The sequence below is a fragment of the Porphyromonas pogonae genome (genome assembly GCF_036320655.1).
Classification (GTDB): Bacteria; Bacteroidota; Bacteroidia; order Bacteroidales; family Porphyromonadaceae; genus Porphyromonas; species Porphyromonas pogonae.
Genome location: NZ_CP143258.1, coordinates 2,092,869 through 2,111,372, shown reverse-complemented (window position 1 = coordinate 2,111,372; position 18,504 = coordinate 2,092,869). Strand labels below are relative to the sequence as shown.

The 18,504-nt window shown below is 38.7% G+C and carries 17 protein-coding genes; 5 read left to right on the top strand and 12 right to left on the bottom strand.

The features are described 5' to 3' along the window. Window positions 1-428: 428 nt before the first annotated feature. Window positions 429-1,406, bottom strand: a complete 978-nt coding sequence (locus VYJ22_RS08345) for an alpha/beta hydrolase (protein WP_407988826.1) — start codon at window positions 1,404-1,406, stop codon at window positions 429-431. Between the two features lie 106 nt (window positions 1,407-1,512). Continuing rightward, window positions 1,513-2,325: a glycosyltransferase family 2 protein gene (locus VYJ22_RS08340; RefSeq protein ID WP_329903510.1), complete on the bottom strand. Its 813-nt coding sequence runs from the start codon at window positions 2,323-2,325 to the stop codon at window positions 1,513-1,515. Between the two features lie 303 nt (window positions 2,326-2,628). On the opposite strand from VYJ22_RS08340, the gene VYJ22_RS08335 reads away from it, so the two are divergent. Genes VYJ22_RS08335 through VYJ22_RS08320 form a run of 4 tightly spaced genes read left to right on the top strand, consistent with a single transcriptional unit; the run spans window position 2,629 to window position 6,023 of the window. After that, window positions 2,629-3,405: a polysaccharide deacetylase family protein gene (locus VYJ22_RS08335; protein WP_329903509.1), complete on the top strand. Its 777-nt coding sequence runs from the start codon at window positions 2,629-2,631 to the stop codon at window positions 3,403-3,405. Window positions 3,406-3,438: 33 nt separating this feature from the next. Next, window positions 3,439-4,392 (top strand): glycosyltransferase family 2 protein, encoded by a 954-nt coding sequence (locus tag VYJ22_RS08330; RefSeq protein WP_329903508.1) that lies wholly within the window; start codon window positions 3,439-3,441, stop codon window positions 4,390-4,392. 24 nt (window positions 4,393-4,416) lie between these two features. After that, complete coding sequence (locus tag VYJ22_RS08325; RefSeq protein ID WP_329903507.1) at window positions 4,417-5,613, top strand: glycosyltransferase family 87 protein; 1,197 nt, start codon at window positions 4,417-4,419, stop codon at window positions 5,611-5,613. Next, the gene (locus tag VYJ22_RS08320) at window positions 5,613-6,023 is read left to right on the top strand and encodes a GtrA family protein (RefSeq protein ID WP_329903506.1); all 411 of its coding nucleotides are present in this window, start codon (window positions 5,613-5,615) and stop codon (window positions 6,021-6,023) included. Before VYJ22_RS08325 ends, VYJ22_RS08320 begins: the two co-directional genes overlap by 1 nt. A gap of 75 nt (window positions 6,024-6,098) precedes the next feature. On the opposite strand, the gene VYJ22_RS08315 is transcribed toward VYJ22_RS08320, so the two are convergent. The 6 genes from VYJ22_RS08315 to VYJ22_RS08290 form a co-directional block, all read right to left on the bottom strand. Further along, window positions 6,099-7,217, bottom strand: coding sequence for a glycosyltransferase family 4 protein (locus VYJ22_RS08315; RefSeq protein ID WP_329903505.1), 1,119 nt, complete (start codon window positions 7,215-7,217; stop codon window positions 6,099-6,101). Window positions 7,218-7,359: 142 nt separating this feature from the next. Beyond that, window positions 7,360-7,581, bottom strand: coding sequence for a DUF2795 domain-containing protein (locus VYJ22_RS08310; RefSeq protein ID WP_329903503.1), 222 nt, complete (start codon window positions 7,579-7,581; stop codon window positions 7,360-7,362). A gap of 80 nt (window positions 7,582-7,661) precedes the next feature. Then, window positions 7,662-8,228, bottom strand: a complete 567-nt coding sequence (locus tag VYJ22_RS08305; RefSeq protein WP_329903502.1) for a cob(I)yrinic acid a,c-diamide adenosyltransferase — start codon at window positions 8,226-8,228, stop codon at window positions 7,662-7,664. A gap of 15 nt (window positions 8,229-8,243) precedes the next feature. Further along, entirely contained in the window at window positions 8,244-8,909 is a 666-nt protein-coding gene (locus VYJ22_RS08300; protein ID WP_329903501.1) for a hypothetical protein, read from the bottom strand. A gap of 161 nt (window positions 8,910-9,070) precedes the next feature. Further along, window positions 9,071-9,745, bottom strand: a complete 675-nt coding sequence (locus tag VYJ22_RS08295; RefSeq protein WP_329903500.1) for a potassium channel family protein — start codon at window positions 9,743-9,745, stop codon at window positions 9,071-9,073. Window positions 9,746-9,755: 10 nt separating this feature from the next. Beyond that, window positions 9,756-11,480, bottom strand: a complete 1,725-nt coding sequence (locus VYJ22_RS08290) for a TrkH family potassium uptake protein (RefSeq protein ID WP_329903498.1) — start codon at window positions 11,478-11,480, stop codon at window positions 9,756-9,758. A 223-nt stretch (window positions 11,481-11,703) separates the two neighbouring features. On the opposite strand from VYJ22_RS08290, the gene VYJ22_RS08285 reads away from it, so the two are divergent. Further along, complete coding sequence (locus tag VYJ22_RS08285) at window positions 11,704-11,841, top strand: hypothetical protein (protein ID WP_329903497.1); 138 nt, start codon at window positions 11,704-11,706, stop codon at window positions 11,839-11,841. A gap of 218 nt (window positions 11,842-12,059) precedes the next feature. Here the strand turns inward: VYJ22_RS08285 and VYJ22_RS08280 are convergent, their stop codons facing one another. From VYJ22_RS08280 to VYJ22_RS08265, 4 genes are all read right to left on the bottom strand, one after another. Continuing rightward, complete coding sequence (locus VYJ22_RS08280) at window positions 12,060-12,971, bottom strand: glycyl-radical enzyme activating protein (RefSeq protein WP_329903496.1); 912 nt, start codon at window positions 12,969-12,971, stop codon at window positions 12,060-12,062. Beyond that, a complete protein-coding gene (hypD, locus tag VYJ22_RS08275; protein ID WP_329905594.1) occupies window positions 12,958-15,387 on the bottom strand; it encodes a trans-4-hydroxy-L-proline dehydratase in 2,430 nt (809 codons plus the stop codon). The genes VYJ22_RS08280 and hypD overlap by 14 nt, the downstream gene beginning before the upstream one ends. 119 nt (window positions 15,388-15,506) lie before the next feature. Then, window positions 15,507-16,796, bottom strand: coding sequence for a S28 family serine protease (locus VYJ22_RS08270; RefSeq protein ID WP_329903495.1), 1,290 nt, complete (start codon window positions 16,794-16,796; stop codon window positions 15,507-15,509). Between the two features lie 76 nt (window positions 16,797-16,872). Next, complete coding sequence (locus tag VYJ22_RS08265) at window positions 16,873-18,261, bottom strand: aminopeptidase P family protein (protein WP_329903494.1); 1,389 nt, start codon at window positions 18,259-18,261, stop codon at window positions 16,873-16,875. Window positions 18,262-18,504 lie beyond the last annotated feature (243 nt).

Here is an 18,504-nt window from a genome sequence, read left to right as displayed (position 1 = left end):
AAAAGTAATCCATCTTGAGCGTAAAAAAAGAAAAAGCCGTAAAGAGGAGCAGGTGCTCTCTTTACGGCTTTTTATGGTGATGAAGCGTCGTTAGCTATCTTTTGACATTTTGATATTTCTTTTTGTTCAATCTGTTTTGACAAAATGTAATCTCCCTAAGCTATACATGTATATAAGAATAGTGGCAAATAGTTTTTTACTCCTATTCGTTTGATAGATATGATGGGAGGGAAAGTTCATTGTATTGGTGTAAAATGTATTTGTCATGCCAACAAAAATACAACATCGTACCCCCCTTTGTCAAGAGGTGTGGGCAGTTTTATTTTACGGCAAAGTAATAAAACCTAATAAAAAACAACCCGCGGATCAAAATAGGGAGGTATATAGCTTATGATTAAGACAAAAATACATGTACTGCACCAATCACATTATTGTATATAAGGGGCAAGGAAATTCTTTACTCTTTCTCTATACTCTTGCGGATTTACTTTGTAGGAAAGTGCATGACCTGCACCGGGTACAATCCAAAGTTCTTTTGGCTTCGGCTTGGCTTCATAAAGTGGGTACACCATCCCTGTAGGTACATAATCATCTTGATCACCATGGATAAACAGCATAGGGAGTTTACAATGAGCTACTTGCTTCAGAGCTGATGCTTCTTTGAATCCCCAACCATATTTCATTTGGCATAGTGCGCTGGCGGTATATAAAATAGGAAAGGGGGGTAAATGAAAATCCTCTTTCATCTGTTTGGCAAACTGATCCCATACTGAAGTATATCCACAGTCTTCCACAAATGCTTTTACATACCTCGGTTGTTTATCGCCCGAAACCATCATAGTTGTAGCTGCTCCCATAGAGATCCCATGCACCACCATGTGTGTGTCACCTCCATATATATTGTTGGCTACTTGCATCCATTGCTCTACGTCTAGCCTATCTTTCCATCCCATTTGTACAGCTTTTCCTCCGCTTTTTCCATGATATTGCAGATCAGGAAGCAGGATATTGTAGCCTAAGTCGTGGCTATATAGATGCCCTATCATCATCATACGCAAAGCATTGTCTGTGTATCCATGCACTATAACCGCCGTCTTTTTAGTGTGGTGGGCATAGGGTACGTAATAAGCATGCAATCGTACACCTTTTTTATTGACAATAAATGTATCGCGCAGAGCATTGTGGGTGTTGAGACTATCTAACCATTCTTTGCAAAGAGGGTAGTTGTCACTGATATACTTATCTGTCAGGTTGTTTTTATCAGTGATAGTTTTGATAGGCGTAAGAGCGTAATTGGTCATGTATAAGCTCGCCCCGCCGATCAATAATAAGAGGAGTAACACTGTGCCGATTGCAACTCTGATTAGGATCTTGTAAGATTTATTTTGTCTTCCTTTATGATTCATTGTGATGTATACTAATATAATTGTAAAGTAAAGGTTTTAAGCTGAAATATATGAGCTATTCCTCGATAAGAATGCACTGGCTGATTACAGAGAGAATTTATTGATATTATAGAATTTTATAGTCGCCTCGCACTTCCTCAAAGCCATTGGGTACACGGATCAGTTTCTGATCCTGAGACTCCCTCATACGAGAGAAGTTCTTTTCTTTGTTGTGCATATATTTATCCTCATGCCAGAGATGATAAACAATACCGGAGAATTTAAGGTACTTCTTTTTGAGGCCATAAGATTGTAAGCGACGTGCAAAATCTATATCTTCTCCCCCCCAACCTTCATAATCATTGTCATAGCCATTGATGGCAATACAGTCTTTTTTGAAAAAAGACATGTTGCAACCCAATCCCACAGACGAATATTTGCGGTACCTCCGTTGTAAATACAGAGCCAAAGCTTTTAGTCTGAATCCGTTTTCCCTCTTGGACTCAATGCCCGGAGATAGAGGAGTGATTTTACGAGACCGCCCTTCTCTGCAAATTTGCTCAGATAGTCTTTTGCCTAGATTTACCCGTCCGCCTTTGACGTAAAATCCGGGTTGGGCTGCATAGAGATGATCCTCGATGAAATGTTTATTCATCATGATATCTCCATCTATCTCTATAATATAGTCTCCAGATGCGGCATCGAAAGATTTATTGCGCATTTGCGCTAGTTGAAATCCTTTATCCTCATGCCATACATGCTTGATTGGAATCCCTAAATCAACCCTCATGGCATCAATAGTATCTTTGGTTTCGTTGATAGAACCATCGTCGCCTATTACTATTTCGTCCGGTAAGATTGTTTGAAGCCTGATGCTGTCAAGACATACACGAAGGGCATCGGGTCTGTTATAAGTCGAAATGATCAAAGAGGTTTTCATTCAAAAAAACATAGCATAAATGGTTCGAGACAAAAGTAATATAAATGTTGATTATGGATACTATCTTAAAAAAACTAATTTTTTGTCAATAGTTTCTCACAAATGCTACAGAGCTTTTCAAATACCTTATTTAGTGTTATTTCATTATCAGAATACTTAAATTTTAGTTAATTTTGTAGCCGTATAAACAAGTAATGTCTTTCAACATAATAAGGATTCTATTAGCTGTATGTCTCTTGATTATAATTTTATAGTAGAATACAAGACTCTCGATTATGTGATTTTGATTTTTCAATAAGAAGTATGGTGTTATTAAGTTTTGATACTGAAGAGTTCGATGTGCCTTTGGAGCATAGCGTGGACTTGTCAATGCCTGAACAAATGAAAATCTCGGGGATAGGCTTGGGCAGAATATTAGATGTGCTGGAGAAAGAAAAAGTCACAGCAACTTTTTTTTGTACAGCAAATTTTGCATCAAATTCTCCTGATCTCATGCAAAGAATCGTGAGCGGTGGCCATGAAGTGGCATCACACGGTTATTATCACAGCTATTTCGAGGTACAGCATCTGAGAGAATCTAAAGAGAAGTTGGAAGAGATAACAGGAAAGCCTGTTACGGGGTATCGGCAGGCTCGTATGATGCCGGTGGATGAGAATGAAATTTGTGCAGCAGGATACACTTATAATTCTTCTATCAATCCGACTTTCATCCCCGGTAGGTATATGAATTTTAGGGAAAAGTGTACTCCTTATTTAAAGAGTGGTGTATGGCAGATACCTGTATCGGTAGTGCCGTATGTGAGGTTTCCATTGTTTTGGCTGTCGTGCCACAACTTACCTATGTCTCTTTATCTGAGTCTTTGTAAATATGCCTATCGCCACTATGGCTATTACACGGTTTATTTCCATCCGTGGGAGTTTGTTGACTTGAACAAAAATCCAGAATGGAAACTCCCTTTCATTGTTCGCCACAACTCCGGTGAACCAATGTGCAAAAAGCTGGCTCAAATAATAGGTGCATTCAAACAAGAGAATGCAGTATTTGGGACTTATAGCGAGTTTATACGAGAAATGAAGTGAAGTTCTTACCAAAACCACAATAAAAACTGATTTATGATACGATTAGCTATCGTTTCGCCTTGTTACAATGAAGAGGAAGCTTTACCCTCGTCAGCACAACAACTAACCAAAATGTTGATTGACTTGATTGATAAACGTAAGATATCTCCTGACAGTTATATCATGTTTGTCAATGATGGTAGTGCTGATAAAACATGGGATGTAATCAAAGAGCTGAATCTTACTAACTCTTATGTATGCGGACTCAACCTGGTGTTTAATGTAGGATCGGAGGCTGCTCTCTTTGCCGGCATGATGAATGTCAAGGATGAGTGTGATGTAGCTATTACAATTGATGCAGACTTACAGGATGATCTCAATGCTGTAGAAGAAATGATAGACAAGTACTATAATGAGCACTTGGATGTAGTGTATGGAGTGAAGACTTCTCGCAAAGCTGATTCATTTTTCAAGCGCCATACTGCTCAAACCTTCTACAAGATGCAGCGTTACATGGGAGCGAAGATTATATACAATCATACCAACTTCCGGTTGATGAGTAAGAATGCTCTTGACGGATTGGCTCAATTTTCCGAAAGGAGCCTCTATCTCAGGGGACTTGTGCCCATGTTAGGGCTTCCTTCGGGACAAGTGGAAGAGGTAATCAAAGAGCGTGTCGCCGGACAATCAAAATACAATATTTCTGCTTTGATGAGGGTTGCCGTTGATGGTATAACCTCGTTGACTATACGCCCCATGTATTTTATTTTGGGCATAGGTGCTATGGGAGTAGTGATGAGCTTCCTGATGTTTATTTACTCTATGATTTCTTATTTTGCACATTGGGCTGTACGTGGGTGGACTTCCATAGTTATATCCATATGGTTCTTGGGTAGTATGATTTTATTCTCACTGGGGGTCATCGGGATTTATGTTGGTAAAACTTATCTTGAGGTCAAAGGAAGGCCTCGCTATTATGTCGCAGAAAAATTGACAAAGAAATCGTAATTTAAAAGGTATATCGTAATTAATATGAATGCACAAAGAGCTTATTTGGGCTTGACGGACAAGGTGTGTCTGTTTTTTAGAAAACCGATTTTCAGTGATAGGAGTTTTTTATTAGCATTATCGGTCATTATCCCTATTATCACATTTCTCTGCAGATTACCGCATCACAACAATTATTTGATCTTCAGAGGTGTGTTCTGGCATGCTTATGAAGGAGTGTCATTATATGCGGAGTATCCTAATGAGTATTTTGATACCAATTATTACGGACCACTTTTCAGTCTTGTGATAGCCCCTTTTTCCTTGTTGCCACATTATGTGGGCTTTTTGTTTTGGCAAGTAGCACTTTCTGTGTTTTACTGTTATGCTGTGCGAAACTTGCCCCTGAAGCATCTACAAAAAGTTGCTATATTTTGGATTGCAGCCAATGATCTCATCAATGCTCTGCTGATGCAACAGTTCAACGTTGCGATAGCAGCCATGATAATCTTGACTTACAGTTGTATTGAAAGGGAAAAAGATTTTTGGGCTGCACTCTGTATTGTTGCAGGAGCATTCATTAAAATATACGGCATAGTCGGATTGGCTTTCTTTTTGTTCTCAAAGCATAAAGGTAAACTGGTCTTGTCAATCTTGTTTTGGGGCATAGTGGCGTTTTTAGCTCCTATGATAATAACTTCTCCAGGCTATATCATGGATCAGTATGCAGAGTGGTTCCAGCGTTTGGCATATAAGAATAAAGCTAATTACTTTGCATGGCACCAGAATATCTCTTTTCTGGGAATAGTACGTAAAATCAGTGGTTCTTCTTCATATTCGGATTTGTGGTTTATAGTTCCTGCTATAATATTGTTTGTAATGCCTTACACTCGTTTTTCACAATACAAATATCCGGCGTTTAGGATCATGTTTTTGGCATCTGTCTTGATGTTTGTGATTCTTTTCAGTACCGGAAGTGAAACCAGTGGATATGTTTATGCTCTTACCGGTGTTGCTATCTGGTATGTAGCTGTGCCATGGAAACGATCTAAATGGGACGTAGCCTTATTGGTGTTTGTATTATTGATAAGCAGCTTTTCGTCATCCGGTATTATACCTCGGTCTATCTACAAAGGCTTCATCGCACCTTACGCACTCAAAGCTTTGCCTTGCACCATAGTATGGCTCAAACTTTGCTATGAAATGATGACACGGGATTATAAATCTTTGGGAGAATCTTGATGAGTCTGGTAGATATAATACAGAAGCGAGGTAGCTTGTTAAGGTATGTATTGGTGGGTGTAGTAGCTGCTGCTATTCATTATGGAGTTTATATTATAGTGCAGCAGTGGCTCGCTGTGAACATAGCGTATACAATAGGCTATGTCATAAGTTTTGTAATCAACTTTTATCTCACTTCTTATTTTACTTTTCATGCTAAACCTTCATGGCGCAAGCTTGTAGGGTTTGGAGGTAGCCATTTCATCAACTACATATTGCATATGGTACTCCTCAATATGTTTTTGATTCTGGGGGTGAGCAAACTTATTGCACCCTTATTGGTGCTTTGTTTTGTAGTACCCCTGAACTATGTGCTGTTGCGATTTGTGTTTGTGGGCAGAAAAAGAAGTTGTAAGAAAGGGCAAGTGTAATATTCTGTAAAAGGTATGGCTTGCTACATGCTTTGAAATGCCTCTTAGTAGATATTGAGGTATAAGTTCTTGGTCTTATAACACGGAGTTGTAAACATTCATGAGATCAGAGGCTATTTGGGCAGGAGCAAACCGTTCGATATATTTTTGGCTACTTGATACCATCCTGTTTCTTAGATCATTGTCATTCAATACATTCTGTAGCATATCTGCCAGCATTTCAGCATTATTAGGATCTGTATAGAGGCACCCGTCACCACCGGCTTCTTCCAAACATGATCCTGTGGCTCCTATTACAGGGATCCCGGCTGATATGGCTTCTATGATAGGTATGCCGAATCCTTCGAACTTTGATGGATATACAAATACTTCTGCATCTTTGTATAATGCAGGTAAATCTGCAAATGGGACCTGGTGTAGCAATTGGACACGTTGCTGGAGTTTATTAAGTATGATTGTTTCGCTTACTATGTCTGTATAAGGAGTCTTTTTACCTATTGCTATCAGACAGATGTCCTTATCCTTGAGAAGGGCTAAAGATCTCACAACAAGGTCAAGATTTTTACGAGACTCAATGCTTCCTACATATAGGATGTATCTCTCCGGAAGTTTGTACTTCTGCTTTACTACAACAATATCTTGGAGAGTTGCTTTTGCAAAATCAGGTGCGCAGCCTTGGTACACTACATCAATGCGCTCTTCAGGAACATTGAAGAAATCAATAATGTCTCTTTTGGTTGTTTCACTTATAGCAATGACTTTGTCGGCTTTCCTTGATGCCAGACCATATTTCTTGGCATATAACCACCTATCGATATGCTTATAGTATTGAGGATAACGAAGGAAAATGAGATCATGAATGGTAACAACCGTGGGGATAGATTGGGAATATATACCCAACGGAAGTTCATTGCTCAGACCATGATATACATCTGTCTTGAACTCTTTCAAGGCTTTGACTACTCCGAAATTTCTCCATAAACTCCCCACTTTGGAAGAGTCGGGAGTCAAGAGGCGTGCAGTTTTGTGTTTAAGAATATGCTCATAATACAGTTTATTCCCTCGCGAAGGGGAACACATCATATAATTATTGGAGGGATAATACGTAGCCAAAGAGTCGACTATAAAACGGCTGTAATTACCAAGTCCGGTAGCGTTATTGGTAATCCTTTTGGCGTCGAATGCAATATTCATAGATTTGGTCTCAAAAGTTTGACTAAAGTATAGTCTAATGATTATTTGATGTGTATAAACTCGAAGAGCGATAAAGGAAGTTTTATATAACCCTCCTTATCGCCCCGGTTTCTCAATTCATTTCAAGACGTGAGTTCTTGTATTAGTATTCCTCTTCGTCAAAGAAAAAATCTTCTTTACTTGGGTAATCAGGCCAAATATCTTCGATAGATTCATATAATTCGCCTTCATCCTCCATTTCTTGCAAATTTTCAATTACTTCAAGAGGGGCACCGGATCTTTGAGCATAGTCGATAAGCTCATCCTTAGTAGCGGGCCAAGGAGCGTCCTCAATCTTAGAGGCTAATTCTAAAGTCCAATACATTTCGTTACTTGTTTTAATATTTTAACTTCGGTTGAAGAGTTCTCTCAAAATCAAATTAGCGCAAAAATATAATAATATTCTCAATCAGCTGTATATTCCCACACTATTTCTCTTCCATTGATTCTAAAAGTTTCTTTACGAGCCACAGCAAAAAGATAATCGCTAAGTCTGTTTATGAATTTCAGCACTTGTGGCTCGAGTGGGGTTTGTGTATTAAGTTTGTAAATAAGTCTCTCTGCTCTGCGGCATACAGTACGGCATATGTGGGCTGTAGCTACTGACTTGCCGCCTGAAGGTAATATGAATGCCTTCATCTTGGGTACTAAGCTATCCAAACGGTCAATTTCTTTCTCGATTCTTTCGATTGTGGAGTCAAATACTCGACTCTCTACCTTAATTTGAGTTTCATTTACATCTGTAGCTAAATATGATCCTATGGTGAAAAGTTTATGCTGTAACCAAGTGAGCATCTCATGATCTTTATCTTCCAGATCAAAAGCCATAAGTAGTCCGATAAAGGAGTTAAGCTCATCTACAGTTCCATAGCATTCAAGTCTGAGATCAAACTTATCCACTCGTTGTCCTCCTACCAGACTTGTTTTGCCGGTATCACCGGTTTTGGTATATAAATTGCTTTTTTTATCCATGATCAAAAACTGTAATTATATGTAACCTCTATATTTCCCAGGAGTCAAAGTCTTGTCTATCTTTAGCAATCCCATGTCATAAAGGTCTATGACAACGTTTTTCTCTGCAAAAGCCTCTACTTCTTTCCATATTTTATAAATAAGGTTGATATCTCTTTTGTTCAGATTGAAAATAATGAGGCATTTATCACAAAAACGCCCGTCATAGCTAAATAGTTCGGCTATCCATTGTGCCAGACTTTGCTCGTCTATCCTTTCAACGATGATAAGGGTGGGTTTCTTATAAATCCTGTCAAGAAAAGTTTCTCCTGAGATGATATCTACAGGGATGTCAGGCTTGGCAGCATTGATATAGTATTGTACAAAAGACTTTTTTTCTGCATTGATAATGGTGCATTCTTGCGTAGTCGAATTTAACGCAAGCCTAAAGATAAGCTCCAATTGTCTTCTGCTCTTGAAAATATTGATTTGTTTATAGGGTTGCATATCAAGATTACCTATCACATTGCCCCATAGGTTGGGATAAACATCATACTGTTCATTGCTATCGATAATCTCAGTAAGCATATGATAGGCATAAGGCGAATGTACGTGGTGCCCCTTGCGATTGAAAAGGTATCTTTTCAATCGTATACGGAAACGTGTGAATATCTGACCAAGCCTTTTAAATCTTCTTATCATAAATGGTTTTTAGGAATGGCTAAAATAATTATAAATAGTAATAAAACAACGGTATTTGCAAGAAAAAATAGCCTTCACGGAATCATGTTAAAATATGGTATCGGATGAAGCCTTTTTTATATAAATTATAGTGCTGATGTAGAGTGAAGAACGGACCTTCTTTATTCGTCAAATGTTTTTAGTAACTTGCGCATATCCTGATTGTTTCCATATACTGTGATGATGTCCCCTCCCTCCAGTTTGGTATCTGCTCGGGCAAGTTCTATCTGTAACTTATTTGAATTATTATTACTATTGCTCTTTTCCACATTTAAGAATATGATTTCGTAGTGTTTGTTAACGTTTAGCTGACTTATGGTTTTTCCTACAAATGAATCGGGTACAGCGATACGCATAATACTGAAATGCTCATTGGGATTCATATAATCCAACAGTGATTTATAAGAAAACTTTTTGGACCATCTTATAGCTGATTCCAGCTCCGGACGTATCACAATATCTACACCTATAGCTCGTAATATCTCTTCCTGCAAAGGCTGTATGATACGGCAAGCTATACGTGCCGAACTGATACGCTTCATCAATGCTGATACAAGCAGATTACTACCACTATTGCCCCCTATGGCAACGATGATCCAGTCAGCATCTTCAAGAGGAAGGGAGCGAGCTTCACTTTCACGTTCACAATCGAGGCATAGTGCATACGTTATATCATCTTTGATCTCTTCTATCAGAGCCATCTCACGATCTACTCCTATAACTTCATTGCCGTTGCCTTGTAATTCTCTTGCAATACTGGAGCCAAAGAGCCCCAGTCCTATTACGATAAACTTCATAAAATATTTGTTAGCTTATTGTTATTTCCTCTTTGGGACATTTGTATTGTTGTATTTTTGCCGGTGGTACAAGACTCATCAGTAAGGTAAGCATTGTGACGCGACCTGTAAACATAGTGAAGATAACAATATATTTACCTGCTTCACTGAGCAGGGGTGTTACACCCAGACTAAGTCCTACTGTGCCGTAAGCTGATGTCGTTTCGAATAAAAGTTGGGTGAGAGTAAATCGTGGCTCTGTAATACTCAGGAGGCAAGTATTTACGATTATCGTCATGATAGATAATATTACCACACTGAAAGCTCTGTATATGGTGTGTCGAGTTAGTTTACGATGAAAAACTTCAACTCTATCACGTCCTCTGAGTACATTATAAATTGTCAGCATAGCTACTGCAATAGCTGTAGTCTTGATTCCTCCACCGGTTGATGCAGGGGAAGCTCCTACCCACATGAGAAAGAGCATGAGTAAGATCCCTGGTATAGAAAGCTGTGTAATATCAATTGTATTGAATCCTGCAGTACGGCAGGTGGTAGATTGAAAAAATGCTGCCGTTATTTTACCTTCCCATGGCAGATCACTCAAAACTCCGTTCCATTCCATCAACAGTAGCATGATAGTCCCGAAGGCAAGTAATGCTCCTGTAGTAATAAGTACAATACGCGATGTATTGGATATACGTTTTATAGGAGTATTTATGAATATCTCGCGTTTGTATTTTATTGTTTTGATAGTATGCTCCCTTACATCATCTATTACAAAAAATCCAATTCCCCCTAATATAATAAGTAGTGCTATGATCCAGTGAATACTATAAGCTGTATGTAATATAGGTCCTGCCAGACCCGTATCTAAGGTAGAGAAGCCCGCATTGCAAAAAGCCGAGATCGAGTGGAAAACAGAGAAAAATAATCGATGCCTGAGATCAAGACCCAATTGCTGTGGAAGGCAAAGGAAAATGGCGATAGCTCCCATCAGTTCGATAGTGAATGTGATAAGAATAATACGCCTAATGAGAAGGGTAACTTCTGCAAGACGATTTACACCCGTTACTTGTCCTATGATTATTCTATTTTCATATGTTGTTTTTCCTCTGAAAAAACGGGCGAAATAAACAGCTATCGTCATGATACCAAGACCGCCTATCTGAATTAACAAAAGTATGATACTTCGACCTATAACAGTGAAGTCACTATGTGTACTCAATGTATTGAGTCCGGTAACGCACACAGCACTTGCTGAGGTAAAGAGAGCATCAACAAAGGTAATACCTTGGGGTGTAGCATTGGGCATCTCCAGAAGTACAGCCCCTAATAATATCATGAGAAGAAAACTGGCTACAAATATTTTGGCGGGATTGATGTGCTTGCGGTTGAAAGAGGGTAGATGGACAGATGCTTCCCTCACAAATACCATGACAGGAATAAGATAAATACCGAAAAAGTCATGAAACTTTAATGACCAAAATATAAAAATGATGAATAATAAGCTCATTATTATATCTGAAATCATTACGCTATGACTTATTATTTCTCTAAAACGAGTATTAGCCATACGGCAAACCAGGGTAGTGATACCAAGTACTCCTACAATGATATAAATTGCGGGATATGCTACTTCGGTGGCATTGTACTTGCCATATCCTATCTCATAGAGAAAGATCAGGATGCCGGAGATAGATATATAGAGAGATAGATTGCTCAGTATATGTACGACACGTTTGTTGACAGGCATAGTATCTTCTAAAAAAGTGGAAGCAAATATACGGTATAAATCCAAATAACTTCTATATAATAAATTATTTTTTTATAAAGAGTTTGCCCTAGAGGAGACTGTTGCAAAAGTCAACAGTCTCGTGGATTTTGGAGGGAAAGCCGACAAAAGACACTTTGACCGGGCAGAGAGGGTAAAGTGCAAGGCGCTAAGAGTGAGTGCACAGGGAGTTTACTTCCGGTAAATGACCAAGCGCGAATCTCGCAAGCAACGAAGCAATTGGCCTGCTATGCAACGGTCTCTAGAGAAAAGTATGCTCAAAATACATCTTTTTGTAGTAATCATTTTCTATGAACCATGTCAATATCTTGTGGCATATTAGACTTATATTGGATACGTAAATAGAGAAAAGAAATGGAGATACGCTTTGGGGGCGTTATCTCCATTTCACTCATCAAACATCATAAAAAACTAACTGATCGGGGTTGTGCTTCTCAGCATGAACTAAACAAATAAGGATAGAATGTAGTATCTCATATATCATGTGAAAAGAGAATTTAAATCTATCTTAAAAAATGCTAAGTGTCGTTTCTAATTACTTCAACAATACGTATTAATACCATATGAGCGAAAAATACTTATACAGCGGTCTATTGTTTGGGGTGTCGGTGTACTCATCTCAAAATTATCAGGATTATATTTCATCCCTAGTTTCTCTGCTTTTGATTTGCCTATCTCATGATATGGTAACAGATCTACGTGATTTGTTTGCCAAGGTAATGAAGAGAGAAAGCGAGCTGTTTCGGAAATATTTTTTTCATCAGCATTTATTCCTTCAATCAAAGGTATCCTTATATAAAAAGCCTTACCCGAGTCTGCTACCATACGAATATTATGAAGTATAAGATTATTGGGAACTCCTGTATAAAGAGCATGTTTAGCACTATCCATATGTTTAATATCAACGAAAAATAAGTCTGTAAGAGGCATAACCTCTTTTATAGTGTGCTCAGGAATATGAAAAGAAGTATCTACCAAAGTATGTATATTTTTACTTTTACATTTACTTAATAATGGGATCAAGACAGAGGTATGGGCAAGAGGTTCACCTCCGCAAAAACTGATACCTCCTCCTTTGCCGATGATAAATAGTTGCTTATCTACTTCGCACATAATCTCATCAATATTTAGACTGTCCCCCGAGATCTCTAGTGCTTTTGTGGGGCATCTATCCGAACAATTGCCACAAACAATACAACGAGTAGTATCTCGTTCTATACCATGAGCTCCTAAATGAAGGGCTTTTTTTCTACATCCTTCAAGACATTCACCACATCCAATGCATCGCTTAGCAGTATACATCATTTGTCTTTCCTGTGATAGTCCTTCAGGATTATGGCACCATATGCAACGCAGAGGGCAACCTTTGAAAAAGACTGTCATCCTAACGCCCGGCCCATCATGTATGCTGTAGCGCTTAATATCGAATATATAATGATTAGAAGTGCTCATTTTCTGTTCGTTCGATAATATCCTGCTGAAGTTCCGGATTCATATCATTGAAATAATCGCTATATCCGGCTACTCTCACCAACAGATCTCTAAATTCTTCAGGTTGTTCTTGTGCTTTATAGAGCGTAGCACTATCTACAATATTGAACTGAATATGATGTCCACCTAAGGAGAAATAAGCACGTACCAGTTGTCCAAGCTTACTCAGATCCTCATCGCTTTTCAGAAGAGAAGGCATAAGCCTTTGATTGAGCAAGGTTCCTCCCGAGAGGCTTTGGTCGAGCTTGCTCAAAGATTTTATCACAGCTGTGGGGCCATGAGTATCTGCACCATGCGAAGGGGATGTCCCATCAGAGATTGCTTTACCGGCAAGTCTGCCATCAGGAGTTGCTCCTAACATTTTACCAAAATATACATGACAAGTGGTAGACAACATATTGAGTCTATATACTTCTCCTTTTGTATTAGGTATGCCGTCTATACAATCAAAAAGCGCCTTATATACCATTACAGCAATATCATCAGCTTTATCATCGTCATTTCCAAAGAAAGGTGTATGATTTAGGATATACTGTCTTTGAGGTTCATAACCATCAAAGTTGGCATCCATCATGGCAATTAACTCCTTCAATGTATATTTTGCTTCATCATAAACATGCTTTTTTATTACAGATAAAGAATCTGTAATAGTCCCGAGGCCTGTACACTGAATATAGGAGGTATTGTACCGGGGACCACAATCGTAATAATCCCTCCCCATGGATATACAATCATCAATAACAACAGATAAGAATGTCGCAGGAGTATATTTTGCAAACATCCTATCAATGTAGTTATTGACTGAGGCTTTGAGCTGAACAATGTAGCGTAATTGGAGTAGGAAAGCTTGATAAACTTTATTAAAAGTATTGAAATCTCCGTTAGCACCTGTCTCTATACCGACCCTAATACCACTAAGAGGGTTAATACCATTGTGTAAAGTAATCTCGAGTATCTTGGGGACATTGAGATAACCTGTCAACAAATAAGCTTCTTTGCCGAAAGCTCCAACTTCTATACAACCGCTACACCCTCCTTCACAGGCGTCTTCAGCTGTTTTACCTTGGCGCATCATCTCATGGATGTAAATATCCGGATTAAAAATTGATGGATAACCATAACCATGACGTATTACTTTACATCCCGCAAGTAAGAAATCTTCAGGAGTATTGGATGCAATGTGTATAGAACATCCGGGTTGCAACATATGTAATTCGTCTTGTACCTCAAGCATTATGTATGAAACTTCACTTACTCCACAAGATCCATCTTTTTTGATGCCCCCTAAATTTATATTGGTGAAATCATTATAAGTCCTGCTTTCTTTGGCCGTAACTCCTACTTTTGGCGGTGCCGGGTGATTATTAATCTTTATCCATAGGCATGATATCAACTCTTTAGCTTCTTCTCGGGTAAGAGTTCCATCAGCAATTTCCTTTTCATAAAAAGGTGTGAGATGCTGATCGAAGTGCCCGGGATTCATGGCATCCCAACCATTGAGTTCCATGATAGTAGCTAGATGTACAAACCAATACATCTGAATAGCTTCTCTAAATGATGTAGGAGCATAAGCTGGTACACGCTTGCAAACATGAGCTATCTCATGGAGTTCAGCTATTCTTTGTTTATCTTCAGGAAAACTCTGTTCTATGTGCTGCGCCATTTGCTCTGCGAGTAGGGCATGTCGTGATGCAAAAAGTATAATAGCATCGCAAGATATTTTCATGGCTTCCAGTTGATCTTTCCTATCAGTAGCAATAGGATCATTAATGAAATCTAGACAGTCTATTTCATTTTTAATAAGTGACTTAAAGTCATTCATTCCAAGTCTGTAGATCTTACCATCGAGAGCTGTATGTCCTGGAGCCCTCTGTTCCATAAATTCAGTAAAAAGAGCTGCATCATAAGCCTTTTTCCAAGCATCCGGCACATGGTTAAAGATTCTGTCCCTTTGACTACGACCTTTCCAGTAAGGAATTATATCACGTTCATAGATAGCTATGTCTTCTTCACTAATGAGATAAGGTTGTAATTCCCGGCTATTAAGGACACGAAGATCATCGACAGAATGACATGTTAGTTCCGGAAATGTAGGAACAGCTTTGGGCTTCTCACCTCTTTCTCCTACTATAAGTTCGTCATCTCCGATGTAGATGGTCTTGCGTTTACAGATTTCATAGAGATTGAGAGCACGCATCATGGGAATGGAATACTTTCCGTAATTTTCCTTGTAAAAAGCTGTCTCGATAATTGCTCGTTCTATAGAAAGAGTTACAGGCATGTCCACACTCAACTTACGTAGCCTTTGTATCCGAGTATTACTACCCAATAATCCTGTTTTATCTATTATCTTTTCTGATTGAGCCGGACAGTTCATATTGTCCGGCTCTGTAACCATTTTGCCACTCATAAAAAACAAAGATTGTGTTTTGTTGTGTTTACTGTATGATAGTTCATGAAAAGCTTTAGCAGCATCCCAATCAGAGAGGCCATCAATCAAGGGCGATTCACTGGCAAATTCATTTCCAACCAACTACCCAATACTTTATAGATACTGTCTTGCATAGCCAGGGGAAAACTTTTGATTCGTGTAGCGTGGCTACCTCCCGGGTTGACCATCTTCACTGCATTCGTTGCGCGAGATGTTACTACAGAGGTAGCTGTCCATGGGTCATTGCCTCCATATATATAAAGCATATAATTACCGTTTATGTCTAACCAGTGATGTATATCCTGCATCGCTTTGGGGTCATAACTAACCTTGTGCCCGGTAGGCATAGTGAAGTCGAACGTGATATCCCGAGTGTCCTTGAGATACTTCCTAAAAGGTTTTACATCATAGCTATACATTCCTATTTGATTCATGGCTTGGTAGAAAAAGGGTCGAACACGATCTATGGCTTTTTCTTCAAAAAAAGTAAATGCATTGAGAGACTTCCAGTAATCAAAAATTTGTTTATCATTGGCTTTCGCATCAGGAATTGTATTGCAATCACCTCCCCATTGCCAAAAAGAAAACTCAGACTCCAATACGCTTAGATCATATGCTCTTTCAAGTCCCATAGAAAACTTCCAGCCTTTTGCTTTTACCAGTTCTTTGAAAATAGGGAATAGGCTTTGTTTTCGTTCGAAAAGTAAATACTGAAATTTTCTCAATTTCTCACGGCACTTGGGTGTACCCACTGACGAAAGAAAGCGATGGATGCGAGGATCCGCATTGGAAAAATTAAGTGGAGCTACGTACGGCACACTTACATTTACATCTTGGGGGTAAAACCTTCTATGAAATATTGTGGTTTGTCCACTTTTACTAATGCCTGTAGATACCCACTTGTGAGTATAAAAAGGTTTGAAAGCTTGTATTACTGCATGTTGGTCAGCAGCAGCCTGCCGAATGTTGAGATATTCCCATGGAATAGAATCGGTAGGGCGACTATGTGAGAAGAAGCGATGTTCTATAGTTATCTGATTAGAATTGAGTATGTGAGATAGTTCATGTGAATGAGATGTATACATTGTGTAACCATCTAAAATCATCAACATAGGTGAGGAGAAGTCCTTATGTGAATAATATACTCTAAGGGGGAAATAACCTCGCTCAGGATGCTGATGATCCATGGGCATCCTAAACCAGACTTCGTATGTAGATATGAAGAAACTATCATTCTTTATCTCCTTAAAGCTGTCTATCAAAGAGATTGATCTCAATATCTCCTCAGGAGTGGTGTGGGCAAGCTTATGTCCCTGTACTTGGGGTACAGGAACAAAGCTTGACAAAAAGAACATTGAAAACAAAAAAACTGATAGAATTCTTAGCTTGACTATTCTTTTCATAATATAATTATAGATTAATAAAAAACAATCAAGAGAAAGCTTTTGCTCTTTCGTTCTCTACGTCTTCAACACTCTTAGCGAGGGGGTCTCCAAGAATGCGATGACCATTTTCTGTAATCAAGATATCTTCTTCGTTGCGAATGCCACCGAAATCACGATATTTATTGACCGCTTCAAAGTTGATAAACTCCTTATTGATGCCTTTCTTTTGCCAATAATCAATAAGTTCGGGGATGAAATAAATGCCGGGTTCTACAGTGAGTACATAACCGGGTTGCAACTCTCGTCCCAATCTGAGTGATTTAATTCCAAACTGAGTACTTTTCGGTGTATTACCATATCCTATATATTGCTCACCCAAGTTTTCCATATCATGCACATCCAATCCCATCAAGTGACCTGTACCACATGGAAAAAATAAAGCATAGGCTCCGCAGGTAACGGCATCTTCTGTATTCCCACGAGTAAGTCCCAGCTCTTTGAGTTGGTCAAAAATAATACGCCCCACTGCCAAATGAACTTCTTTGTAATTTAGTCCTGGCCGTAGCATATCAATGGCGGTATTATGGGCTTTTAGAGCAATTTCATATATTTTTTTCTGTCTGTCTGTAAATATTCTATCAACAGGGAAGGTGCTACTCATGTCTCCTGCATAACCGAGAGGGGACTCATAGCCGGCATCAAGAAGAAACAATTGTCCTGATCTGATCGTATTGCCATGATAATGATTGTGAAGGAACTGGCCATTTATAGTAGCAATAATCGGAAATGAAAGACCTCCTCCGGCAGCTAACGCTGCTTCGTGTACTTTGGCTGCTACTTCATACTCTTTCATTCCGGGAAGCGCATAACGCATTGCAGCCTGATGCATCTTTACAGTAGCATTTACAGCATGTTCTATCTCTTCTATTTCCTCTTCTGACTTGATGTTGCGTTGATTACCTATAGCCATAATGAGATCAACGAATTTGTGTTGTTTGATCTTATCAAATGAGATACCCAAGTATTCATGAATTTTTAACAAATGCTCGGGGCGATATGGAGGCAGATACATCACTTCATTCTTGTCTATGCCATTGAGTTTATTCCTCAGGTCGCTCAATGAACCTGTATTTTCCACTCCATATTGAGTGGCAAGGTCGGAAATTGAAGGTTGACTTCCTGTCCAGACAATCAGATCTATGGTAGCATTATCGCCGAATATGTAGTCCTTACCACCATCAATATCCATAAGAGCGAACAAGCCTGGTCTGTTTACTCCAAAGTAATATAAGAAACAACTATCCTGACGAAAATTGTAGGTGTTGTCTTCATAATTCGCTCCTGTTTCGTCATTGCCGACAAAAAGGATGATACCTTTTTTCAAGGTATTTCTCAAATGCTCACGGCGAGCTTTGTAAGTCTCTGTATTAAACATGAGGATAAGTGGTATTAATGCGTGATTTTGCACACGCAGATACATAAAACTTTAAAGAAGAGAAAGCGAAGGATAAAGAAGTGTAGTGATTAAAAGAAACACAATAAATATGCTGAATGATTTCTCAATCATTCTAAATCAACATAGCCAGCATGCAAAAAGACATTTGCCGTTGTTGTGATACAAACGCTGTATAGTGTTCTTTAACATAGTGATTTAATATTCGCATCAAATATAAGAATT